The organism is Pseudofrankia sp. DC12 (assembly GCF_000966285.1).
Taxonomy (GTDB): Bacteria; Actinomycetota; Actinomycetes; order Frankiales; family Frankiaceae; genus Pseudofrankia.
Window position 1 is genome coordinate 4362061 of record NZ_KQ031391.1, and the last position, 22772, is coordinate 4384832.

Consider the following 22772-nt stretch of genomic DNA (forward strand, 5'->3'; position numbering starts at 1 on the left):
TCTGGACGGGCGGGTTTCGCCGTCTTCGGCGCAGGTCGGAGGCCACCGGGCCTCCCTGGGCCAGCCCGGGGACGGCGTGGCGGCGGGGCCTCTACGAGAGTCGTGGTCACGTCAGCGAAGATGGGTTGCCTGTCCGGCCCGACCAGGCGGGACGGGAAGCACGGTCCTGTGGGGGACGGCCGGGCTGGGCAGTGCCGACGGCCGCACGTGCGCCGGCGTTCCGGGATCGGGCGCCGCACCGGGCCGCCGTGGGTGCGGCAGGGCGTGGAGCTCGGCGAACTCCGATGGGGGGGGACCGCGATGGGGCGGCTGTTCGGTACCGATGGCGTGCGCGGCGTCGCGAACGTCGACCTGACGGCGGAGCTGGCCCTGCGCCTCGCGGAGGCCGCGGTCGAGGTGCTGACCGACAACAGAACGGACCTGGCGCCCCGGGCCGCCGGGGACAGGCCCGTCGTGGTCGTCGGGCGCGACACCCGGCCCTCGGGTGAGTTCCTCGAGGCGGCGGTGCTCGCGGGGCTGGCCTCCAGAGGCGCCGACGTCGTCCGGGTCGGGGTCGTGCCGACCCCCGCCGTGGCGCACATTGTCGCCGCGACCGGCGCCGACCTCGGCGTGATGCTCTCCGCCAGCCACAACCCGATGCCCGACAACGGGATCAAGCTCTTCGCCGCCGGCGGGCACAAGCTGCCGGACGAGGTCGAGGACGCGATCGAGGCCCGCCTGCTGGCCGAGCCGACCGCGCGTCCCCTCGGCGCCGCGGTCGGGCGCATCCGCGACGAGCCCAGCTACATCGCCGGTGTCATCGATGGTTACGTCGAGCATCTGCTCGCCACCCTGCCGGTCCGGCTCGACGGCCTGCGGGTCGTCGTCGACTGTGCCGAGGGCGCGGCGTCGCGCCTCGCGCCGAGAGTGCTGCGCGCGGCCGGCGCCGAGGTCGTCGCGTTGCACGCTGACGGCGACGGAGAGCACATCAACGACGGCTGCGGGGCCACTCACCTGGACAGCCTGCGCGCGGCCGTCCTGGCCCACGGAGCGGACGTGGGCATCGCGCATGACGGCGACGCGGACCGTTGCCTCGCGGTCGACGCCGACGGCGAGATCGTCGACGGCGACCAGATCATGGCCGTCTGCGCGCTGGCGTTGGCCGAGCGCGGCGAGCTGGCCGACCGGCGCGTCGTCGTCACCGTGATGTCGAACCTCGGCTTCCACCACGCGATGCGGGAGGCCGGGATCGAGGCGCTGGCGACCCCGGTCGGCGACCGGTACGTGCTCGCCGAGATGCGCCGGCTGGGCGTGCCGTTCGGCGGCGAGCAGAGCGGCCACATCGTCTTCCTGCGGCATGCCACGACCGGAGACGGCCTGCTGACGGCACTCACCCTGCTGGGGCGGGTGCGCGAGACCGGCCAGCCGCTCGGTGAGCTCGCGAAAGCGATGACCCGGCTGCCACAGGTGCTGGTCAACGTGCGCGGTGTGGACCGGGGTGGCGTCGCGGGCTCGGCCCCGCTCGCCGCCGCCGTGGCCGCGGCCGAGGCGGAGCTGGGTACCGAGGGCCGCGTGCTGCTGCGGCCGTCGGGGACCGAGCCGCTGGTGCGGGTGATGGTCGAGGCGCCGACGGACGCGCGGGCCCGCGCCGTCGCGACCGAGCTGGCCGACGTCGTCAGGCGCGAGCTGACCATCGCCGGCTGACGCCCGGCGCGCGGCGCCGGGGACGGCCGTGGGCCGGCCTGAGAACGCGGAGACAACCATCGGGAAGTAAGCGGCAATCCGCGCACTCAGGGCGACCTGGTGGATATCGATAGTGCGGCCGGTAACGTCCTGACCTGCGCCAATGGCCTGTTCGTACGGCAGGTCGCAGCTCGGCTCGGGGCTTTCGCCGCATCCGCGCTGGACCGTTCGCGAAACCTGTCGACGGTTTCCGGGTCCGTGCGCGCGCGGCCGTCGCCGCTGCGTACGCTGAGCCCATGTGCGGGATCATCGGCTACGTGGGAGAGCAGTCCGCCCTCGAGGTCGCCCTCGGCGGGCTGCGCCGGCTGGAGTACCGCGGGTATGACTCGGCCGGGATCGCCGTCGTCGGCGCGGGCGCGCTCAAGGTCGTCCGGCGCGCCGGAAAGCTGGCGAACCTGGAGAAGGCGCTCGCCGAGAACGACGAGGGCCAGGCCGTCGGTGAGGGCATGGCCGGCACGACCGGCATGGGCCACACCCGCTGGGCCACCCACGGCGGGCCGACCGACGTCAACGCCCACCCCCACACGGACTGCACCGGGACGATCGGCGTCATCCACAACGGCATCATCGAGAACTTCACCGCGCTGCGGGCGGAGCTGTTCGCCGCCGGCCACGAGCTGGAGGGCGAGACCGACACCGAGGTGGTCGCCCACCTGCTCGAGGCCGAGCTGGGCCGCCCTGGCTCGGCGGAGGCGGCCTTCGTCGCCGCCAGCGAAGGCACCGACGGCGGGCGCCACCCGCTCACCGAGGCCGTCCGTCGGGTCTGCCATCGGCTCTCCGGCGCCTTCACCCTCGTCGTGCTGCACCGCGACTTCCCGGAGGTCGTCGTCGGCGCCCGCCGCAACAGCCCGCTGGTGGTCGGGCTCGGCCAGGGCGAGACGTTCCTCGCCAGCGACGTCTCGGCGTTCATCGCGCATACCCGCGACGCACTTGAGATCGGGCAGGACCAGATCGTCGAGGCCCGCCGGGGCGGTGTGACCGTCATCGACTTCAACGGCGAGGCGGTCGAGGGCCGGCCGTACCACGTCGACTGGGATGCCTCCGCCGCCGAGAAGGGCGGCTTCCCGTACTTCATGCTGAAGGAGATCAGCGAGCAGCCCGCGGTGCTCGCCGACACCCTGCGCGGCCGGCTGTCGGCCGACGGGGCGATCGTCCTCGACGAGGAGCGGCTGTCCGGCGAGGACTTCCGCGACATCGACAAGGTCTTCATCGTCGCCTGTGGCACCGCCTACCACGCCGGCCTGATCGCCAAGTACGCGATCGAGCACTGGACCAGGCTGCCCTGCGAGGTCGAGATGGCCTCCGAGTTCCGCTACCGCGACCCGGTGCTCGACCGCTCGACGCTGGTCATCGCCATCAGCCAGTCCGGCGAGACGCTGGACACGCTGATGGCCGTCAAGCACGCCCGTGAGCAGAAGGCCCGGGTGCTGGCGATCTGCAACACCAACGGCTCCACGATCCCCCGCGAGTCCGACGCCGTGCTCTACACCCGTTGCGGTCCCGAGGTCGGCGTCGCCGCGACGAAGACGTTCCTCGGCCAGGTCGCCGCGTGCCTGCTGGTCGGCCTCTTCCTGGCGCAGGCCCGTGGCGTGCTCTACGGGGACGAGGTCGGCGCCTACGTCGAGAAGCTGCAGAAGATGCCCGACCTGGTCGCCCGCACGCTGGGCACGGTCGGCCCGGTGCGGGAGCTGGCCCGCAGCCTGTCCGGCGCCAGGACGGTGCTGTTCCTGGGCCGGCACGTCGGGTACCCGGTGGCCCTGGAGGGCGCGCTCAAGCTCAAGGAGCTCGCCTACATGCACGCCGAGGGCTTCCCGGCCGGAGAGCTCAAGCACGGGCCGATCGCGCTCGTCGAGCAGGGCGTGCCGGTGGTCGTCGTGGTGCCCTCGCCGCGCGGCCGGGCCGTGCTGCACGACAAGGTCGTGTCCAACATCCAGGAGGTCCGGGCCCGCGGCGCCCGCACCATCGTCATCGCCGAGGAGGGCGACCACCTCGTCGAGCCCTTCGCCGACCACCTCATCCGGGTGCCGGCGACCTCGTCGCTGTTCTCCCCGCTGGTGACGACCATCCCGCTGCAGGTGTTCGCCTGCGAGCTGGCCCTCGCCCGCGGCCTCGACGTCGACCAGCCTCGCAACCTCGCGAAGTCCGTCACGGTCGAATAGGGCGCTGGCTCGAAGGGGGCGCTGGCTCGAAGGGCGCTTGCGCGCCCGCTCGCCAGCGCCGGGTCGGGCGCTTAGCGCCCTCCCCAAGCTTTGATGTCGCAGGACGCGGATCTACGAGGCGGGCGCCTGTCCAGGGTCAGGATCTTGGGTCGCCTGTCGCCTGTCGCCTGTCGCCTGTCGCCTGTCGCCGGGTCGGTGGGCGCTTGCGCGTCGGGTTGCCGGCTATCGAGTCGGGCGGTCCGGGTTGCGCTACGGCGGCGCCGGGCCTAATCCGTGGGGTCGGCGGCGCGGTCGCGGTGCCAGCGGACGGTGGCCTCCCAGAGGGCGTCGGCCAGGTCGTCGTTCTCGTCGGCCAGGTCCAGGACGAGGCCGACCAGCTCGGCCCGCGGCAGGCCGGACAGGAACACCCCGACCGCGGCCCGGACATAGTCGTCGTCGTCCTCGTCGTCCTCGTCCGCGTTGACCGAGCCAGTCGCCGCCAGCGCGACGGCGACCCCGTGCGGGCACAGCGCGGCCGCGGCCGCCTCCGGGCAGCCGCACTCCTGGCGCGGGCCGTCCTCGTCGACCGACAGCTTGACGGCGTACTGGCCGTCGTCGTCCACGGTGCCGGAGGCGTCGCTCGGCCGGATCCGGAGGTCGGCGACCCGGCCGAGCAGCGCCAGGCCGACGCCGCGGGCGAACGCCTCGGTGCCCGCGAGCGTGGCGCAGGTGGTCTCGGTGAAGGCGGCCTCGAGCGGCGTGAGGATGACCTCGTCGTGCGGTCCGTCCCCGGATACCCTGATGATCACCCCGCAATCCTATGGTGGCCCGGGCTAGCAGTGCCGGGGCTGTCCCCGTTGCCGGCCGTCGGCCGGTCCGGGCGGTGCCAAGTAGGGTTCCGGCAGACGTCGTCCCGACCACTGGACGCCGGCTCGACCCGGTCGTGCCGGCCGCGCGGGGCGGGGATCCGCGCGTGGATTCCGGAGGGCCCGATGATGCAGCCGACCACCGCCGACCCGGCTACGCCGCTGCGTGCCTACGCCGAGGTCGACCTGGACGCCGTGCGGGCGTCGACCGCGGAACTGGTCGCCCGGGCCGGTTCCGCCGCGACGATGGCCGTCGTCAAGGCCGACGGCTACGGCCACGGCATGCTGCCGTGCGCCCGCGCCGCGCTCGACGCCGGTGCCAGCTGGCTCGGGGTCGCCGTGGTCGAGGAGGCGCTGGAGCTGCGAGCGGCCGGCATCACGGTGCCGGTGATGTCCTGGCTGATGTCGCCGGGGGAGCCGCTCGGCGCGGCCATCGGCGCACAGATCGACCTGTCGGCCTCCGCGCCCTGGGCACTGGCGGAGATCGCCGCGGCCGCCCGGGCCACCGGCCGCCCGGCCCGGGTCCACCTGAAGGCGGACACCGGGCTCGGCCGGGCCGGCGCCACGGACACGGACTGGCCGGCCCTGTGCGACGCGGCCGCCGCCCTGCGTGCCGAGGGCGTGCTCGACGTCGTCGGGGTGTGGAGCCACTTCGCCTTCGCCGACGCGCCGGGGCATCCGACCGTCCAGGGCCAGATCAGCCGGTTCACCGACGCGGTGGCGATCGCGGAGAAGGCCGGCCTGCGCCCGGAGGTACGCCACCTCGCGAACTCGGCCGCGACGCTGGTCAGCCCGGAGGCTCATTTCGACCTGGTCCGGCCGGGGGTCTCGGTCTACGGGCTGTCGCCCGGCCCCGAGGTCGGCCGGTCGGCGGAGCTGGGCCTGCGCCCGGCGATGCGCCTCGCGGCCAGGGTGGCACTGGCCAAGCGTGTGCCGCGCGGCACCGGGGTCTCCTACGCCCACCGTTACGTCACGGACGCCGAGACGACGCTCGCGCTCGTCCCGCTCGGCTACGCGGACGGCGTCCCGCGCGCGGCGACGAACGTGGGCGAGGTCCTGCTCGCCGGCCGGCGCCGACGGATCGCCGGCACGGTCTGCATGGACCAGTTCGTCCTCGACGTCGGTGACGACCAGGTCGTCGAGGGTGACGAGGCGGTCCTGTTCGGCCCCGGTGAGAACGGGGAGCCGACCGCCGACGACTGGGCCGCCGCGCTCGGCACCATCAACTACGAGATCGTGACGCGTGTCGGCGCCCGCGTCCCCCGGGTCCACCTCAACGCCTGACCGCCGCGCGCCGCGCAGTCGTCCCGCCCGCCCGGTGGCGCCGGGACCCGGCTCGCGGGTGCGGTGGTCACGTAGCTCTCGCCCAGGTAACGGGCCGTCCTGGCCGACCAGCCGGCCGGACTGGTCACCGCGCGGTCAGGGTCCGCGTCGGCCCAGATCCCGTAGGCTGGCTCGCACACCGCGCCTGCGTGCGCGGTGCAGGGCAGCCCCGGGTTCCTGGTGGCCTGGGCGAGCCAGACGGTGCCGCCCGCCATCGCCACCACGACGAGGGTGCCCACGGCGGCGGCGAGCCGACCCGCGCCGGCCCGGTCGAGCAGCCGGCCCCCGGCGGCGGCCAGCGCGCCGCCGGCCCGAGCGAGCGGGCCGGGCGGCGCGTCGGCGTTCCGCGCGGACCCGATCTCGTCCCCGGACGGTCCGGCACCGTTCGCGCGGCCGGGACGCCAGGAATCGCGCTCGCCGCCCATCGAACTCCTCCTCCGCTCGGAGTCGGAGATCATCGTCGCGCGTCGGCGTCGATGACGGGCGTTTTCGCCGCATCGGCCCCGGTCGGTGGCCGCAGGGTGGGCCGGGAGTTGCCCGGGCGCCGAGACGGTTGGGCTGGGAGGACCTACGGTCGAGGGAGGCGCTCGGCGCCCGCGGCCGGTGCCGGACGGTGACACGGTCGGCGCGGGCTTCAGCGGGTAGTGCGTCCGGGACGGGCAGTGCGAGACATGAGGGAGACGACGTGAAGCTCAGGTGGCGCGGCGGTCGGCGCACGGCCACGGCATCCGCCCCCCGCGGCGGCACGGTGCACGACGAGTTCGACGGCCCCGACGACGACGGTCTTGAGGACCTCCCCGACCTCGCTGGTTCGGGCGGCGAGGCGCGCCCGACGGGTGGGCCCGTGCTGCTCACCCTCACGACGCGCGAGCAGGTCGAGCAGGCCGCGGCGGCCGAGGCGGCGCCGAAGATGATCCGGGTGCGGCCCGGCCGCGGCGCGTTCGGCGGCCTGGCCAGCAGTGGCGGCTGCGCCAATCCGAACCGATGACCCGGCCCGGGCCTCGCTACCGGCCCGGCACCCGCGGTACGGGCGGATGATGGACCGGTGACGACCTCAGGCGGGTCCGGCCCGGTTCCGGGCCTGGATACGGCGGAGCCCCCGGTCTCCTCGCGCGACCGGGTCGGCGGTGCCCAGGGCGAGCTGGTGGTCGAGACCCCGGACGGCATGCGCGGGCTGGGCGCGCGGATCGCTCGGCTGGCCCGGCCTGGCGACCTGATCGTGCTCGCCGGTCCGCTCGGCGCGGGCAAGACCGTGCTGGTGCAGGGGATCGCCGCCGGGCTCGGGGTGCCAGGGCCGGTGACGTCGCCGACGTTCGTACTGGCCCGGGTGCACACCGGCGGCCGCCTGCCGCTGGTACACGTCGACGCCTATCGGCTCGCGGGCGTGGCCGAGGTCGACGACCTCGACCTGGACGCGGACACCGAGGTCGCGCTGACGGTCGTCGAGTGGGGCGCAGGCCGGGTGGAGCAGCTCGCGACCGAGCATCTTCGGGTCGACATCGATCGTCCGGAAGGCGACGAGGTCGGCGAGGCCCGGCGGGTACAGCTGCTGCCCGGCGGTCCTGACTGGGCCGAGCGGCTGCGTTCCCTGGGTAACGCCGAGGTGCCCACCGGCTGACCACGCAGGCGGCCGGCGGCGGTTTCGGGCCGATTCTCCCCACCGCCGCCGCTTCCTCCGGGTAAGCGCGGCGTCTGCCCGCGGCGGCGGGCGGAGCGGTCCGGGGCTGACCCGGTCGCGGTCCGTAGGCTGGACGGGTGTTGGTGCTCGCTGTTGACACCTCGACGCCGGCCTGCTCGGTTGCGCTCGTCGAGATCGGTCCCGCGTCGTCGACCGGGCCTCGGCCCGGTGACCCAGGCCTGGCAGGGCTGGTGCCCGAGCCTGGGCCCGCGGGCCTCGTCGCCGACCCCTCCGGCGGCCCGGCCGTCGCGGCCGCGCCCGCGCCCGCGCTCGCCCCCGTTCACCTGCTTGCCCACCGGCGGGTCGTCGACGCCCGGCGCCATGGTGAGCTCCTCGCCCCGCTCGTCGAGGCCGTGCTCGCCGAGGCCGCCACCCGGCCCGCCGACCTGGCGGCCCTGGTTGTCGGGCTCGGCCCCGGGCCGTTCACCAGCCTGCGGGTCGGGATCGTCACCGCGCACACGTTCGCGGCGGCGCTCGGCGTGCCCTGTCACGGGGTCTGCTCGCTGGACGGGATCGGTGCCGCCACGACGGGCCAGGCCGGCGTGGTCACCGACGCGCGCCGGCGCGAGGTGTTCTGGGCTGGCTACGCTGACGGCCGCCGGATCGCGGGCCCCGCGGTCAACTACCCGGCGCGCGCCGCCGAGTTGCTGCTGGCGGCCGGAATGGACACGTTGGCCGGGCCTGGCCAGGCGCTCTACCCCGACGCGTTCACGGCGTTCTCCGCCGCCGTGGCAGGGTCCGGTCTTCCGCTCGCCGGGCCGTCCGGGCCCGAGTACCCGAATCCCGCGGTGCTCGCGGGACTCGCGGCGGCGGACGTGGGGGGCGGGCGAGTCCCCGCGCCGCTGACGCCGATCTACCTACGCCGGCCGGATGTCGCCGAGCCGCACCAGGCGAAGCCGGTCACGGTATGACCTCCGGCGGCGGGCCGGACCAGCGGCTGCCGGCGGTCACCCTGGTGCCGCTGCGGTGGTGGCAGCTGGCCGAGGCCGCCGACCTGGAGCCGGACGTCTTCGACGTCGATCCGTGGACGCCGGAGATGTTCTGGTCGGAGCTGGCGGCCGGCCCGAGCCGGTACTACCTGGCCGCGCTGGTCGCCGGCCGGATCGTCGGATACGCCGGCCTCGCCGTGACCGACGACGAGGCGTACATCCAGACCGTCGGCGTGCACCCCGACCTTCGCGGGCGCGGGCTGGGCGCACGGCTGATGATCGCTCTGTTGCGGGAGGCGCGGCGGCGCGGCGCGCGTAGCTGCGGCCTGGAGGTGCGGACCGACAACCATGCGGCCCGGGCGCTCTACGCCCGGCTCGGCTTCGTCGACATCGGCATGCGCCGCGGGTACTACCAGCCGTCCGGCGGCGACGCGTACGTGATGCGGGCCCGCCCCATTGACTCGGCCGGCTACGGCGTCCAGCTCGACGCCGCCTGGGCGGCGCTCGACGAACGGGACGCGGCCGCCGCCGGCCCCGGCCAGGCGCATCCCCCCGCCAACGCACCATCCTCGGACAGTGCACCAGCCCCGGACAGCACAGCGGCCTCGGACGGCACAGCAGGGGCCGGCGGCGCGGCAGGGGTGCCGGCTTCGACCTTTACGGAGGGAGCCGGATGAGCCGGCCGCACGGGCGGGGGCCGCTGGTCCTCGGTATCGAGACGTCGTGCGACGAGACCGGCGTCGGACTGGTGCGCGACGGAGCGCTGCTCGCCGACGCGCTGGCCTCGTCGGTGGACGAGCACGCCCGCTACGGGGGCGTCGTCCCGGAGATCGCCGCCCGGGCACACCTGGAGGCGATGGTCCCGACGATCGAGCGTGCGCTGGCCGCGGCCGGCGCTCGGCCGGCGGACCTCGACGCGGTCGCCGTGACGGCTGGGCCGGGCCTCGCCGGCGCCCTGCTGGTCGGCGTCGCGGCGGCGAAGGCGTACGCGCTGGCGCTCGGGGTGCCGCTCTACGGCGTGCACCACCTGGCCGCCCACGTCGCCGTCGACACCCTCGAACACGGCCCGCTGCCGTCACCGTCGATCGCCCTGCTGGTCTCCGGCGGCCACTCCTCGCTGCTGCTGGTCGAGGACCTGGCCGCCGTCCCGGTGAAGTCCCTGGGCGCCACCGTCGACGACGCCGCCGGCGAGGCCTACGACAAGGTCGCCCGGCTGCTCGGGATGCCGTTCCCCGGTGGCCCGCCGATCGACCGGGCGGCCCGCGACGGCTCGCCGACGATCCCGTTCCCACGTGGCAAGGCGGGCGACGGCACCTTCGACTTCTCCTTCAGTGGCCTGAAGACGGCCGTCGCTCGCTGGGTGGAGGCGCGGGGCCGGGCCGGTGAGCCGGTGCCCATCGCCGACGTCGCCGCCTCCTTCCAGGAGGCCGTCGTCGACGTGCTCACCGCGAAGGCGGTCGGCGCGGCGACGGCCCACGGCGTCGACACGATCGTCATCGGCGGTGGCGTTGCCGCGAACAGCCGGCTGCGCGCGCTGGCGGCCGAACGGTGCTCGGCCGCCGGCATCACGCTGCGCGTCCCGCGCCCTGGCCTGTGCACCGACAACGGCGCCATGGTGGCGGCGCTCGGTGCCCTTCAGGCCGCGGCCGGTGTCACCCCGTCACCGCTGGATCTACCGGCCTCCTCGACGCTCCCGCTGGGTGTCTGACCGGGGTCGCGCGCCGCGCCGCTGGGTGTCGGTTTGACGCGGGCGACTCCGACGGAGCAGGCTGGGAATGTGCCGCAGCAGCTCGTGCTTCGTCCGTCCGTGGGCATCGTGCCCCCGGGCGTCCGGTTCATGGGCATTACCTAGGCGCGCGACCGAGCGTTCAGTCGGCCGCGCGCCAAGCCTTCCGCCTTCGCGGAGGGCTTTTTGTTTTGCCGCGGCCACGGCCCACTCCAGTGGCCGCCAAGCCACCAGGGAGCCTTGGATGACCCAGCCAGCCGCGACAACGCCGTCGCCGCGAACGCCCGGCAAACCGGGCGCCACCGTCGGATCCCCGGACGGGCCGACGGACGACGCCGGCGACGGGACTACCACCCGGGCCACGGCCCGGCTGGACGACCTCTCCCCGTCCGAGGTCGCGGCCCTGATCCGCGCGGTCGACGTCGACGCGGCCGCGGCCACCCTCGCGGGAGTCGCGCTGCGCACCCGGGTCGTAGCGCACCCCGGGCTTGGTCGCCGGACCGGCGCGCCGATCTGGCTGAAGTGCGAGAACGAGCAGCACACCCGGTCGTTCAAGCTGCGCGGCGCGTACAACCGGGTCGCCCAGGCCGACCCGGCCCGCCGGGCTCGCGGACTGGTCGCGGCCAGCGCCGGTAACCACGCCCAGGGCGTCGCGTATGCCGCGGCCCGGTTCGGCGTCGACTCGACGATCTTCGTACCGGCCGGTGCGAACTCGGTGAAGGTGGCCCGCACGCGACGGTGGGGGGCCCGGGTCGAGCATGTCGACGGTGGGGTCGACGCCGCGCTCGCCGCCGCCGAGGCGTTCGCCGCCCAGGGCGACCGGCTGATGGTCCACCCGTTCGACGACGCGGCGGTGATCGCCGGTCAGGGGACGGTCGGGCTTGAGCTGATCGAGCAGGTGCCGGGCCTGCGCAGCGTGGTCGTCGGGGTCGGCGGCGGCGGGCTGGCCGCCGGGATCGCGGTCGCGCTGGCCAGCCACGCCCGCGGCGCCCAGGTACGGGTCATCGGCGTGCAGGCCGAGAACGCCTCGGCCTTCGCCGACTCCTTCCACGCCGGCCGGCGCCTCAGCTCGCCCGCCCACACCGTCGCCGACGGGATGGCGGTGCGCACCCCCGGCCGCCTCACGCTGGCGCTCGCCGCGTCCCTGCTCGACGACGTGGTCACCGTCGACGACGGCGCGTTCTGGGAGGCGATGGCGCTGCTGCGGGCGACCGGAGACCACCTCGTCGAGCCGGCCGGTGCCGCCGGGGTGGCCGCGCTGCTGCGCCATCCGGGGCTGGCACAGGGGCCGACGGCCGTCGTCCTCTCCGGCGGCAACATCGACCTGGCCACCGCCGAGCGCGTCGCGGCCCTGACGGCCGCCGCCACCATTCCCGTCACCCGCACCGCCTGACCCGCCGGGCGACGGATCGCCGACGGCCGGGCCGCGGCGCCCAGCGCCCGGCGGCGCGGGACGATGAGGGCATGCGTGCTGCACATACCGTGGCCGACGTCCGGGACGCCGAGGCGCCGCTGCTCGCGTCGTTGCCGCCGGGGGCGCTGATGCAACGGGCCGTGCACGGGCTGCTCAGCCACGCGGTCGCCTTCCTGGACCGGCGGGTGTACGGGCGTCGGGTCGTCGTACTGGCCGGTGGCGGCGACAACGGCGGCGACGCGCTGTGGGCCGGGGCCAAACTGGCCGCCCGCGGCGCCCGCGTGGACGCCCTGGCGCCTGGCACGACCCATCCCGAGGGCACCGCGGTGCTGCTCGCCGCCGGCGGCCGGCTGCACCGCGTCGTCGCCCCGGACAGCACCCCCGGCTCCGGGGAGCCGGCGGCGCTGGCGGACGACCGGGTCGCGGCGCTGCTGGCGCGGGCCGACCTGGTGCTCGACGGGCTGCTCGGGATCGGCGGGCGTGGTGGGCTGCGAGCGGCGCACGCGCGGCTCGCCGAGCTGGCCCCGGCGGCGCGGACGATCGCCGTCGACGTGCCGAGCGGGGTGGACGCGGACACCGGCTCCGTCGTGGGCCCTGCGGTGCGAGCCGCGCGGACGGTGACGTTCGGGACCTACAAGCGCGGGCTGCTGCTCGGCGCGGGCGCCACCCACGTCGGTCAGCTCGCACTCGTCGAGATCGGGCTCGACCTGCCCGAACCGGACCTCACGGCGCTCGACGACGACGACGTCGCCGACCTACTCCCGGTGCCAGGGCCGACCGACTCGAAGTACACCCGGGGCGTGCTGGGCCTGGTGGGAGGCAGCGACCGCTACCCGGGCGCGGTCGTGCTCGCGACCGGCGGGGCGCTGCGCGGCGGGGCCGGCTACCTGCGGGTGGTCGCCGAGGCGCGCGCGGCCGAGCATGTCCGCCGGGCCCACCCGGAGGCGGTGGTGACCGTGATCGAACCGGGAGACGCCACCGCGATGCTGGCCGCCGGCCGGGTCCAGGCCTGGGCGCTCGGCCCCGGGATCGTGCCCGGGGCGGAGGCACGCCGGCTGGTCGACGCCCTGGTGGGTACCGACGTGCCGCTGCTGCTCGACGCCGGCGGGCTTGACCCGTTCGCCGACGCCTTCGCCGCCGGCTTCCGGACGGGTGGCGGTGCGGGCGTCGGGGTCGGGTTCACCGCGGGATTCAGCCGGCCCGGCGTCGGCGGATCAGGCCGCGTGGAGGCCCCGGCGAACCGGGAGACGCTGGCTCGCCGGGGGGCGCCGGTGCTGCTGACCCCTCATGAGGGCGAGTTCACCCGGCTCACGGCGACCGCGCTCGGCTGGGACCCGCGGGAGACGGGACGAGCGCTGGCCGCCGACCGGCTGGCCACGGTCCGGCGCGCGACCGGTGAGCTGGGCGTTACCGTGCTGCTCAAGGGCGCCCGGACGCTGGTCGTCGAACCGGGCGGCGCGGCCCGGGTGAACACCACCGGAACCCCGTGGCTCGGCAGCGCAGGGACGGGCGACGTGCTGACCGGCCTCGCCGGCTCCCTGCTGGCCGCCGGGCTCGGGGCGCTCGACGCGGCCAGCGTGGCCGCATACCTGCATGGCCGGGCCGGTGAGCTGGCCCCGCGCCCGTTGGGTGCCGCCGACCTCCCCGGGCTGCTGCCGGCCGCCAGGGCCGGCCTGAGCCCCGACTCCCTCGGCTAGCGGCCGCCGGCTCGGGTGTGGTTGACGCCCCGGTGGGCGGTTGCGGTGCCGTTCATCGGTGCATCATCCGGGAGTAGGGCATCCTAACTGGCGGGTAACGGGACGAGACCGCCAGGATCGGCGGGCGGTTGGCGAGGTGGTGGCGTGGCGGGCACGGCCACGGGCATGGGCGGCGTCACGAAGGGCGGCAGTCTGGGGAGGTCGGCGGCCGGCGCGGTCGACCTGGTCGGAACGGTGGCGGGGTCGAGGGCGGTCCGGGCGACCGGCGGCAGCCTCGGCATCGCCGGGGCTGTCATCGCCGCCGGCCTGATCGCCGAGCGCCGGGCCGTCAGGAAGGCCCGCGCCCGCCCGGACGTCCCGGCGGAGCTGCGCGCCGGGCCGATCGTCGGCCGGGCCACCACGGTGATCGCCTCCGACGGCGTGCCGCTGCACGTCGTCGAGAGCGACCCGGACGACCTCGCCGCCGCCGGCGTACCGGCGTCGGCAGTGGGCATCGCGGGCCCCGGCTCCGCCGCGAGCGACCCGGCAGCGGTCGCCGGCGACGTCGACCGATCGGACCCGCGCACCGGTCTGGCCCGGCTGCGTTGGAGGTGGAGCTCATCCGACCTGCCCGAGCGGCCGACCCTGGTGTTCGTGCACGGGTTCTGCAACACCGCCGACTCGTGGTGCTTCCAACAGCGGGCGCTGGCCGACCTCGGTCCCATGGTGTTCTACGACCAGCGGGCGCACGGCCGGTCCGGGCGGTCCGAGGTCGCGCGGTGCACCATCGACCAGCTGGCCGATGACCTGCACGCCGTCCTGGCGGCCCGCGTTCCGGCCGGGCCGATCGTGCTGATCGGCCACTCGATGGGCGGGATGACGATCCTCGGCCTGGCCGAGCGGCACCCGGAGCTGTTCGCCGAGCGGGTCGTCGCGGTGGCGCTGATGTCGACGAGCGCGGGCGACCTGGCCCGGGTGACCTTCGGCCTGCCGGCCGGGGTGTCCAGCGTGGTCCGGCGGGTGCTGCCGGGCCTCGCCGTCGGGATCCGGCACGCCCCACCACTGTTGGAACGGGCCCGGCGGCACGGCAGCGACCTGGCCTACTCGATCACCAGGAGGGTCGGCTTCGGCACCACCGACATACCACCCTCGGTGGTGACGTTCCTGGAAGGCGAGATCGCGAGCACCCCGATCCCGGTGATCGTGTCGTTCCTGCCGACCCTGCTGGCGCACGACAAGCTCGCCGCCGCGGCTGTGCTGCGGCACGTCCCGACGCTGCTGATGGTCGGCGACCACGACCTGATGACCCCGCTGCCGCACAGCCGCACCCTGGCCGACGCGCTGCCGGAGGCCGAGCTCGTCGTCGAGGAGGGTGCCGGTCATGCCCTTCCGCTGGAACGCCCGGAAGCGGTGAACGAGTGCGTCCGTGCCCTCGTCGGGCGGGCCCATCCGGCCGATCAGGGCCGCCGTTCGCTGCTCCCCTGGCGGTGGCAGCGGTCGGCCGGCGAGTCCGGCGAGCCGGCGCCCGACCTCCCGGCCGCGGACGCCGACCTGGGCTGACCCACCCGACGTGGCCGCGTGGGCCGCCCGGACACCTGACCGTGCGGCGCCATGTCCCGATCAGAGCTTGGTGACCGGGGCGTAGCGCAGGAGCAGGTCCTTGGTGCCCGTGCCCTCGCCGAAGTCGACCTTCGCCTGGGAGGAGCCGGCGATGCCACTCGTCGCGACGACCACCCCGAGGCCGAAGACGTCGTGGGTCACCCGGTCGCCGACGGACAGCGCGGGGATCGGCCGGCTGGCGGGGCGGGACGACGCCCGGCCCTGGCCGAAGGGGGAACCGCTCGGTGCCGCGCTCGTGCCGGCGCCCCCGCCCGAGCCACGCCCCAGGCTTGGCCCGAACCCGCCGGACCCGAAACCACCGCTGCCGAAGCCGCCGGACCCGGATGGGCCGAGGCCGGCCGGGGCGAGCCGGCGCCAGTCGAGCAGCTGCTCGGGAATCTCGGTGAGGAACCTCGACGGCGGGTTGTAGGCGGGCTGACCCCAGGCGCTGCGCACGACCGAACGGGTCAGGTAGAGGCGCTGGCGGGCCCGCGTGACGCCGACGTAGGCCAGCCGGCGCTCCTCTTCCATCTGGGTCGGGTCACCGAGGGTGCGCATGTGGGGGAAGATGCCGTCCTCCAGCCCGGTGAGGAACACCACCGGGAACTCGAGACCCTTCGCGCTGTGCAGCGTCATCAGGGTGACGACGCCGTCTGAGCCGTCGTCGGACGGGATCTGGTCGGCGTCGGCGACCAGCGAGACCTGCTCCAGGAAACCCGCGAGCGTGCCTTCGGGGAACCGCTCGGTGTACTCCCGGACGACCTCCACCAGTTCCTGGAGGTTCTCCACCCGGCCCTGCGACTCGATCGTGTCCTCGGCGACGAGCTCGGCGAGGTAGCCGGTGCGTTCGAGCACGGCTTCGATCGTCTCGACGGGGTCGCCCGCGGCGGTCTCGCGCAGCTCGGCGAGCAGCGTCGCGAACTCACGGACCGCCTTGGCCGACCGGGTGGCCAGGCCCGGCACGTCGTCGACCCGGGCAAGCGAGTCCGCGAAGCCGATCCGCTCCCGCTCGGCGAACGCGGCGAGCATCGCCTCGGCCCGGTCGCCGATGCCGCGCCGCGGGGTGTTGAGGATCCGGCGCAGGTTGACCGTGTCTGACGGGTTCGCGAGCACGCGCAGGTAGGCGAGCAGGTCGCGGATCTCCTTGCGCTCGTAGAAGCGCACGCCGCCGACGACCTTGTAGGGCAGGCCGACCCGGATGAAGATCTCCTCGAAGACCCGGCTCTGCGCGTTCGTGCGGTAGAAGACGGCGACGTCGGCGGGCCGGGCCAGGTTCTCGTCGGAGAGCCGGTCCACCTCCTCGGCGACGAACGCGGCCTCGTCGTGCTCGTTGTCGGCGACGAAGCCGACGATCTTCTCGCCGTCGCCGGCGTCCGACCAGAGCCGCTTCGGCTTGCGCTGGGTGTTGCGGGCGATGACGGCGTTCGCCGCGGACAGGATGGTCTGGGTGGAGCGGTAGTTCTGCTCCAGCAGCACCGTCTTCGCGCTCGGGAAGTCCTCTTCGAACTCGACGATGTTGCGGATGTCCGCGCCGCGGAACGCGTAGATCGACTGGTCGGCGTCACCGACCACGCACAGCTCCGCCGGGCCGGGCAGCCCAGGGTCGTCCGCGCGCCCAGCCGTCGACCCGCCACCGCCGACCAGCTCCCGGATGAGCACGTACTGGGCGTGGTTGGTGTCCTGGTACTCGTCGACGAGGACGTGGCGGAACCGGCGGTGGTAGTGCTCGGCGACGTCCGGGAACGCCTGCAGCAGGTTCACCGTCGTCATGATCAGGTCGTCGAAGTCCAGCGCGTTCGCCTCGCGCAGCCGGCGCTGGTACAGCGCGTACACCTCGGCGACGGTCCGCTCGGGGTGGCTGGAGGCCTTGGCCTGCGCGGTCTCGTGGTCGACCAGCTCGTTCTTCAGCGTGCTGATCTGGGCGGCGAGGCCGCGGGCCGGGTGGCGTTTCGAGTCGAGGTCGAGGTCGCGGCACACCAGGGTGATCAGCCGCTGGGCGTCGGCGGCGTCGTAGATCGAGAACGAGCTGCCGAACCCGAGCCGCTTCGACTCGTTGCGCAGGATCCGCACGCAGGCCGAGTGGAAGGTGCTGACCCACATGGCCCGCACCCGGCCGCCGACGAGCGCGCCGACCCGCTCCCGCATCTCGTTCGCGGCCTTGTTGGTGAACGTGATCGCGAGGATCTCGCCGGGGTGCACCTGGCGGGCGGCGAGCAGGTAGGCGATCCGGTGGGCGAGCACCCTGGTCTTGCCGGACCCGGCGCCGGCGACGATCAGCAGCGGCGACCCCTCGTGGACCACGGCGGCTCGCTGCTGCGGGTTCAGCCCGGCCAGCAGCTCGTCCGGGTCGAGCCGGGGCGACGGCCGGCGCTCGGGCTGGTGCGCCGCGGCCGACTGCCCGGACCGGGGGGCGCCGGCCAGCACCGCCGGGGCGAACAGGTCGTACGAGTCACGCGGCTCGGACGATGCCCCGCCGGCGCTGGGAACGGTCTCGTCGTCGAAAAGTGTGCTCATCAGTCCTCGATCATACGTTCGAGATGCCGGTTGCCGGAGTGGGGTGCGGTCGGCGTTTCCGGCTCACCGCCACTATGCCTGCCTGGTCCGACATCACCCACAGCGCCGGACCCAATGCTGTCGCGCGCGGTACGGACCATCGAATCCGCCAGGCCGTCGAAATCTGGGCGTGAGGCGGGCGGCTGCCCGCGGAACGTGCCCCACTGGCGGTGAAATGCGGGCATCAGGCCTGACGTCGACGTATCTCGACGCCTGTGTCCGTCGATTTAGGCACGGGCGCCAGTCCTGTTTCTCGGACAAGGTTGGCCTTCTTGGGGATGCGAGGGCGGGCGTGCACCGGGATGCAGGGCGAACCGGCATCAAGCTTTGGCAACGCTTTGACATTGGACATGAACCGCACGACGCACGATCGCGGGCGAGACAACGCGGCTCAGTCAAAGCTGTAGACAATGCGTTCACGCCGGTGCCTGACCCCTGGCAACGCGGAAACGTCTACCCACGCCGACGGCATGGTCCGGCTTCGCCTCGATCGGCGACCACCGCGCAGGAGCGGACGTCCAGCGTCCCCGCGCACGGCAGCGGGCCGCGACGTCACGGTCACGAAGGGGCACAATCGTCGACGGGCGGGACTTTTCCTACGGGCGGGGACGACGCGGCTATGGGGACCTTGCGGCGGGGGCGACGGCCCGACGACCAGAGCTCCTTGGCTGACCCGCTGGCGCGAGACGAGGTCGGGTCAGGCCGGCAGTCCACCACGGGGCCGGCCAGTCCCGCCCGGCGGCGCGCGCGGATGCTGATCGGCGCCGGCCTGGCCGTCGTCCTGGTGGCCGCGACGACGGTCTTCCTCAGGTCGACGGCCGTCGGCGCGCGCTGGGCCTGCGAACGCGCGGGCCTGGCCTGTCCGGTTCCGTTCCGGGTCACCGCGGACACCGAGTCGACAGGCGTGGTCTACGTGGTCAACCGTGCTCTGAAGGCGCTGCCGGCGCCTCCCGGCGGCCGCGATGACTGCCGCGGCCGAGCGAGCTGGGCCGCCTCCCTCGGCGGCGCGGCGGCGAACGCGACCCCGGTGGGCATCAAGGTCGCCGCCGGTCCCTACGCGCCGGTCCAGGTGCTCGGCTTCAGCGTGCACCTGGACCCGCCGCTCGCTGGGCTGATCTCCCAGACGGGCGCAGCGGGACCGCTGCTCACGTGTGCCCATCCTGGCGGCGCGGCACGGGGGAGCGCCCAGTCGGTGCACCTCGACCTGGACCCGGTGGCGCTCGGGGAGCAGCCCGATCCCTCGTTCGCGGGTGGCCCTGCGATCGTCGAAGCCGGCGCGACCAGGTCCTTTCCCGTCACGGCAAGCACGACGCTCTGCCACTGCCGCTGGCGGCTCGAGATCGCCCTTCTGGTCGGCAGGGAGCGGCGGACGGTCACGGTCGGCCCGGACGGGGCTCGCGCCGGCACCGCCGCCGACAATCCCGGCCAGCCGTCGTTCGAGACGGCGGCCAGCCCGCCTGGCAGCCCGTACCGATTCGTCGAGGGAAAGTGGCGCCTGGACACGGCCGCCGACGGGGCCATGATCGGGTCAGGGCTGCCGAACGCGTTCGAGCAGGGCGGCGGGGGTACGCCGACCTGCGCGCCGCTGGCGAGCGCGACCCTGCCGGCGATGTTCGGCGGGTCCGCGCCGGAACCTCTGACCTCGACGCTGGTCGAAAGCACGCCGGCCATCGAGATCGCCGACGACGTAGCCGGGTTGCGGTCGCTGGCCACCTTCTGCCGGTGGCGTGTCGAGGCGCGCGCGCAGGCGGGGCCCGGCTACGTCTCCGTCCAGGCATACGTCCTGCAAAGCGTGTCCGATGCCCGAGCTGAGCTGGCCGGGTGGCTCACGTCGAGCACTGCCCCCTCGTCCACCGCCTGCCTTCCGGTGCTGTGGGATACCACGGCACCTGGAAAGGCGCTTCGAATGACTCCTGTGGCGGGCGTGGGTGACGACGCGGCGGCGGTTCCCGGCGCCCTGTTCGCACGCGCCGGGAACCGGGCCGTCTCGGTCATCGCCTGCCTACCGGCCCCAGTAGGCGCCCCGCTCGACGCGCCGCGCCCACCCGCCGACCCCACCGTCCTGACAGCCCTGGCCCGGACCGCCCTCGCGACCAATTGGTAAACCCGCGCGCCAGCGACTGCCCTCAAGCCCGAACGCGCCCAACCACCGACCCTGAACAGCAACCGGCACCGAGCCGGCGGAGCGACCGAAGCGTCACCAGGACCGGGACGCCCGCAAGATCGCCGTTTCGTTGCGCCACGAACTCGAAGGGAGACGCCGATCTGAGGTAGACGGTGATCATGCCCGGACGGTTCGCCGCCGGGACGGGGCACTGTTCGTCGGTTTCACTCCCGCGATCAGCGACAGGAATGCCAAACGGCTACGCCGCCAGATACGCCGGTGGAGGTTGCATCGGCGCACGGCCGGGACTCTCCAGGACCTGGCAGCGAGAATCAATCCGCTGATCAGGGGTTGGATCAACTACTACGGTGCGTTTACACCGTCTCGGTTGGCTCCGACCCTCCGCCTGATCGACGCCTACCTGGCGCGATGGCTGCAACGCAAATACAGGCGGTTCCGACGGCGGTGGCGCCGGTCGCTACGGTTCCTCGCGGAGGTACGTCGCCGCGACCCGGGACTGTTCGCGCACTGGCAGCAACCGCTGGCGGTCGGTAGGACAGCACGAGCCGGATGAGTCGAGAGGCTCACGTCCGGATCTGTGGGGGCCGGCGGGTGAGACTCCCGCCGGCTACCCGGCGCCCTCCGCTGGTCGTAAATCCGCCCCGACCACAACCACCGCAGGGCTGAAACGGCGATCAACGAACGGCAGCCAGGCCCAGGGAGCGGAACGCACCCAAGATCCCGACCCTGGACGGGCCTGAACCACCGTCGTCCACGCCCACCTCGATCCAGCGTTGGCGAGGGCGCCAAACGCCCGAGCCGGCGTGACGGGCGGCGGGCGCTCCGCGCCCGTTCCGCCCGTCACGCCCTATTCCCATTCGATGGTGCCCGGGGGCTTCGAGGTGATGTCGTAGACGACGCGGTTGATCTGGGGGACCTCGTTGACGACCCGGTTGCTGATGCGTTCCAGCAGGTTGGCCGGCAGCCGGGCCCAGTCCGCGGTCATCGCGTCCTCGCTGGTCACGGCACGCAGGACGATCGGGTGGCCGTAGGTGCGCTCGTCGCCCTGGACCCCGACCGAGCGGACGTCGGCCAGCAGGACGGCGAACACCTGCCAGATCTCGCGCTCCAGCCCGGACCGGCGGATCTCGTCACGCACGATCTGGTCGGCCGCGCGGACGATCTCGAGGCGTTCGGGCGTGACCTCGCCGATGATCCGCACCGCGAGCCCGGGCCCGGGGAACGGCTGCCGCCAGACGATCTCCTCGGGCAGCCCGAGCTCCTCGCCGAGCCGGCGTACCTCGTCCTTGAACAGCATCCGCAGCGGCTCGACCAGGCCGAACTGCAGGTCCTCCGGCAGCCCGCCGACATTGTGGTGCGACTTGATCTTCGCGGCGTCGGGCGAGCCGGACTCGATGACGTCCGGATACAGGGTGCCCTGGACCAGGTACTCGATCCGGCTGCCGGCGGCCTCGGCGCGGGCTTCCAGGTCGCGGGCGGCCTCCTCGAACACCCGGATGAACTCGCGGCCAATGATCTTGCGCTTCTGCTCCGGGTCGGTGACGCCCGCGAGCGCCGCCGCGAACCGGTCCGCCGCCTTGATATGCACCAGTTCGACGCCGGTCGAGGCGACGAAGTCCCGCTCGACCTGCTCGGCCTCGCCGGCCCGCAGCAGGCCGTGGTCCACGAACACACAGGTCAGCGCCTCGCCGACAGCGCGTTGCACGAGCGCGCCGGCGACCGCCGAGTCGACGCCGCCGGACAGCGCGCAGATCAGCCTCGCCCCGCCGACCTGGGCGCGGACCGCGGCGACCGCCTCGTCGACAATGTTGACCATGGTCCAGGCTGGCCGAGCCCCCGCGCCGTGCAGCAGGAACCGGCGCAGCACCTCCATGCCCTGCTCGGTGTGCAGCACCTCCGGATGGAACTGGACGCCGAACAACCGCCGCCCGAGGTCCTCGAACGCCGCGACCGGCGTGGACCGGGTGTTCGCGGTGACCGCGAATCCGGGCGGGGCGGCGCTCACCGCGTCGCCATGTGACATCCAGACCTGCTGCTCGACCGGTAGACCGTCGAACAGCAGACCCGGCCGCGTGACCGAGAGCGTGGTCGCGCCGTACTCCGCGGTGTTGGTGCGGTCGACCGTGCCGCCGAGCGCCTGTGCCATGACCTGGTGGCCGTAGCAGATGCCGAGAACGGGGATGCCCGCGTCGAACAGGGCCGGGTCCACCTGGGGCGCGCCGGGGGAGTACACCGACTTCGGGCCGCCGGAGAGGATCACCGCGCTCGGCCGGCGGGCCAGCAGTTCGGCGACCGGCGTATTCCATGGCACGATCTCCGAGTACACATGGCACTCGCGCACCCGGCGGGCGATCAGCTGGGCGTACTGCGCACCGAAGTCGATGACGAGGGCCGTGTCGTAACCAGGGTGCGTCGGCTGTGCCTGGCTCACGGGGCCCTGGCCCGCGGATGTGTTCTCCCCAGACGGAGCGTTCTGGTCGGATTGTGCGTTCTGACCAGAAGGACCGGGCTCGCCTGGTCGCGAGGCCATCGGGCGGTTGGGCGGGCGGTTGGGTGCGCTCACCTGCCAAGTCTACGGAGCAGCGCCGCCGGTCGGCCGGCGATGGCGCGTCACCGGCCGGAACACCGGACCCGCGACGGGCACACGGCGACGCGGGCCAGATAGCCCGACCGACCGCATGTTAACGATACGTATCCGCCTTGAAACTCTCGGAAACATCTTTCGATGAAGATCGGGTGTACCGATCGCGGGGCTTCCAAAGCGCTCCGTACGGTTATCGAGATCCGCCACAGTGGTGACGCTGACGGCATCCCTTCGGTCTTCCTCCGTGGCGACCGTACGTCGCACGAGTCATGTTCCGACGGCTGCGGGCCACCCACTCGGCGCGCCCGGGCCTCATGAAGTGCGCATCAGGCACACAACTCGTAGCTTCGTAGTACATGACGTAAGGTAGCCACCTTTCGAGCGCGAACGCGGTACCGCTATGGTGCCGACCGAGGGACATCCGGGTCCGATACCGGGC

17 protein-coding genes are annotated in these 22772 nt (G+C 74.0%); 13 read left to right on the forward strand and 4 right to left on the reverse strand.

Annotated features, from left to right (window positions below):
* Window positions 1-300 precede the first annotated feature (300 nt).
* Together glmM and glmS are read left to right on the forward strand one after the other, a co-directional pair.
* Window positions 301-1683 carry a phosphoglucosamine mutase gene (glmM, locus tag FRADC12_RS17615; RefSeq protein WP_045877475.1) on the forward strand — a complete coding sequence of 461 codons (1383 nt, stop codon included), beginning with the start codon at window positions 301-303 and terminating at the stop codon, window positions 1681-1683.
* Window positions 1684-1958: 275 nt separating this feature from the next.
* The gene (gene glmS / locus FRADC12_RS17620; RefSeq protein WP_045877476.1) at window positions 1959-3881 is read left to right on the forward strand and encodes a glutamine--fructose-6-phosphate transaminase (isomerizing); all 1923 of its coding nucleotides are present in this window, start codon (window positions 1959-1961) and stop codon (window positions 3879-3881) included.
* A gap of 266 nt (window positions 3882-4147) precedes the next feature.
* Here glmS and FRADC12_RS17625 read toward each other — a convergent pair whose 3' ends face one another.
* Window positions 4148-4669 (reverse strand): SWIM zinc finger family protein, encoded by a 522-nt coding sequence (locus FRADC12_RS17625; protein ID WP_045877477.1) that lies wholly within the window; start codon window positions 4667-4669, stop codon window positions 4148-4150.
* Between the two features lie 183 nt (window positions 4670-4852).
* On the opposite strand from FRADC12_RS17625, the gene alr reads away from it, so the two are divergent.
* Window positions 4853-6010 carry an alanine racemase gene (gene alr, locus FRADC12_RS17630; protein WP_045877478.1) on the forward strand — a complete coding sequence of 386 codons (1158 nt, stop codon included), beginning with the start codon at window positions 4853-4855 and terminating at the stop codon, window positions 6008-6010.
* On the opposite strand, the gene FRADC12_RS31475 is transcribed toward alr, so the two are convergent.
* Window positions 5953-6474 carry a hypothetical protein gene (locus tag FRADC12_RS31475; RefSeq protein ID WP_045877479.1) on the reverse strand — a complete coding sequence of 174 codons (522 nt, stop codon included), beginning with the start codon at window positions 6472-6474 and terminating at the stop codon, window positions 5953-5955. The two genes, alr and FRADC12_RS31475, sit on opposite strands and share 58 nt — an antisense overlap.
* A gap of 260 nt (window positions 6475-6734) precedes the next feature.
* Here FRADC12_RS31475 and FRADC12_RS17640 point away from each other — a divergent pair, with 260 nt between their 5' ends.
* The 8 genes from FRADC12_RS17640 (at window position 6735) to FRADC12_RS17675 (ending at window position 15032) form a co-directional block, all read left to right on the forward strand.
* Window positions 6735-7037, forward strand: coding sequence for a hypothetical protein (locus tag FRADC12_RS17640; RefSeq protein ID WP_045877480.1), 303 nt, complete (start codon window positions 6735-6737; stop codon window positions 7035-7037).
* A 177-nt stretch (window positions 7038-7214) separates the two neighbouring features.
* The gene (gene tsaE, locus FRADC12_RS17645) at window positions 7215-7667 is read left to right on the forward strand and encodes a tRNA (adenosine(37)-N6)-threonylcarbamoyltransferase complex ATPase subunit type 1 TsaE (protein ID WP_045879761.1); all 453 of its coding nucleotides are present in this window, start codon (window positions 7215-7217) and stop codon (window positions 7665-7667) included.
* 143 nt (window positions 7668-7810) lie between these two features.
* Window positions 7811-8638, forward strand: coding sequence for a tRNA (adenosine(37)-N6)-threonylcarbamoyltransferase complex dimerization subunit type 1 TsaB (gene tsaB / locus FRADC12_RS17650; RefSeq protein ID WP_084011368.1), 828 nt, complete (start codon window positions 7811-7813; stop codon window positions 8636-8638).
* A complete protein-coding gene (gene rimI / locus FRADC12_RS17655; protein ID WP_052710978.1) occupies window positions 8635-9333 on the forward strand; it encodes a ribosomal protein S18-alanine N-acetyltransferase in 699 nt (232 codons plus the stop codon). The genes tsaB and rimI overlap by 4 nt, the downstream gene beginning before the upstream one ends.
* Window positions 9330-10364, forward strand: a complete 1035-nt coding sequence (tsaD, locus tag FRADC12_RS17660; RefSeq protein WP_045877481.1) for a tRNA (adenosine(37)-N6)-threonylcarbamoyltransferase complex transferase subunit TsaD — start codon at window positions 9330-9332, stop codon at window positions 10362-10364. Before rimI ends, tsaD begins: the two co-directional genes overlap by 4 nt.
* Before the next feature lie 262 nt (window positions 10365-10626).
* Complete coding sequence (locus FRADC12_RS17665; RefSeq protein WP_045877482.1) at window positions 10627-11775, forward strand: threonine ammonia-lyase; 1149 nt, start codon at window positions 10627-10629, stop codon at window positions 11773-11775.
* Between the two features lie 71 nt (window positions 11776-11846).
* Window positions 11847-13493 carry an NAD(P)H-hydrate dehydratase gene (locus tag FRADC12_RS17670; protein ID WP_045877483.1) on the forward strand — a complete coding sequence of 549 codons (1647 nt, stop codon included), beginning with the start codon at window positions 11847-11849 and terminating at the stop codon, window positions 13491-13493.
* 144 nt (window positions 13494-13637) lie between these two features.
* Window positions 13638-15032: an alpha/beta fold hydrolase gene (locus tag FRADC12_RS17675; protein ID WP_045877484.1), complete on the forward strand. Its 1395-nt coding sequence runs from the start codon at window positions 13638-13640 to the stop codon at window positions 15030-15032.
* A 60-nt stretch (window positions 15033-15092) separates the two neighbouring features.
* Here the strand turns inward: FRADC12_RS17675 and pcrA are convergent, their stop codons facing one another.
* Window positions 15093-17585: a DNA helicase PcrA gene (gene pcrA / locus FRADC12_RS17680; RefSeq protein WP_045877485.1), complete on the reverse strand. Its 2493-nt coding sequence runs from the start codon at window positions 17583-17585 to the stop codon at window positions 15093-15095.
* Window positions 17586-18288: 703 nt separating this feature from the next.
* Between pcrA and FRADC12_RS17685 the strand changes: the two genes are divergently transcribed.
* Together FRADC12_RS17685 and FRADC12_RS34980 are read left to right on the forward strand one after the other, a co-directional pair.
* Window positions 18289-19728, forward strand: a complete 1440-nt coding sequence (locus tag FRADC12_RS17685; RefSeq protein WP_157488909.1) for a hypothetical protein — start codon at window positions 18289-18291, stop codon at window positions 19726-19728.
* Window positions 19729-19858: 130 nt separating this feature from the next.
* A complete protein-coding gene (locus FRADC12_RS34980) occupies window positions 19859-20302 on the forward strand; it encodes a group II intron maturase-specific domain-containing protein (RefSeq protein WP_502685267.1) in 444 nt (147 codons plus the stop codon).
* A gap of 294 nt (window positions 20303-20596) precedes the next feature.
* Here the strand turns inward: FRADC12_RS34980 and guaA are convergent, their stop codons facing one another.
* Complete coding sequence (guaA, locus tag FRADC12_RS17690; RefSeq protein WP_232304172.1) at window positions 20597-22279, reverse strand: glutamine-hydrolyzing GMP synthase; 1683 nt, start codon at window positions 22277-22279, stop codon at window positions 20597-20599.
* Window positions 22280-22772 lie beyond the last annotated feature (493 nt).

What these genes read in the sequence shown, in the direction of transcription:
- glmM (WP_045877475.1), top strand. Translation starts at nt 301, where the DNA reads ATGGGGCGGCTGTTCGGTACCGATGGCGTGCGCGGCGTCGCGAACGTC.
- glmS (WP_045877476.1), top strand. Translation starts at nt 1,959, where the DNA reads ATGTGCGGGATCATCGGCTACGTGGGAGAGCAGTCCGCCCTCGAGGTC.
- alr (WP_045877478.1), top strand. Translation starts at nt 4,853, where the DNA reads ATGATGCAGCCGACCACCGCCGACCCGGCTACGCCGCTGCGTGCCTAC.
- FRADC12_RS31475 (WP_045877479.1), bottom strand. Translation starts at nt 6,474, where the DNA reads ATGGGCGGCGAGCGCGATTCCTGGCGTCCCGGCCGCGCGAACGGTGCC.
- tsaE (WP_045879761.1), top strand. Translation starts at nt 7,215, where the DNA reads ATGCGCGGGCTGGGCGCGCGGATCGCTCGGCTGGCCCGGCCTGGCGAC.
- rimI (WP_052710978.1), top strand. Translation starts at nt 8,635, where the DNA reads ATGACCTCCGGCGGCGGGCCGGACCAGCGGCTGCCGGCGGTCACCCTG.
- tsaD (WP_045877481.1), top strand. Translation starts at nt 9,330, where the DNA reads ATGAGCCGGCCGCACGGGCGGGGGCCGCTGGTCCTCGGTATCGAGACG.
- FRADC12_RS17665 (WP_045877482.1), top strand. Translation starts at nt 10,627, where the DNA reads ATGACCCAGCCAGCCGCGACAACGCCGTCGCCGCGAACGCCCGGCAAA.
- FRADC12_RS17670 (WP_045877483.1), top strand. Translation starts at nt 11,847, where the DNA reads ATGCGTGCTGCACATACCGTGGCCGACGTCCGGGACGCCGAGGCGCCG.
- pcrA (WP_045877485.1), bottom strand. Translation starts at nt 17,585, where the DNA reads ATGAGCACACTTTTCGACGACGAGACCGTTCCCAGCGCCGGCGGGGCA.
- guaA (WP_232304172.1), bottom strand. Translation starts at nt 22,279, where the DNA reads ATGGCCTCGCGACCAGGCGAGCCCGGTCCTTCTGGTCAGAACGCACAA.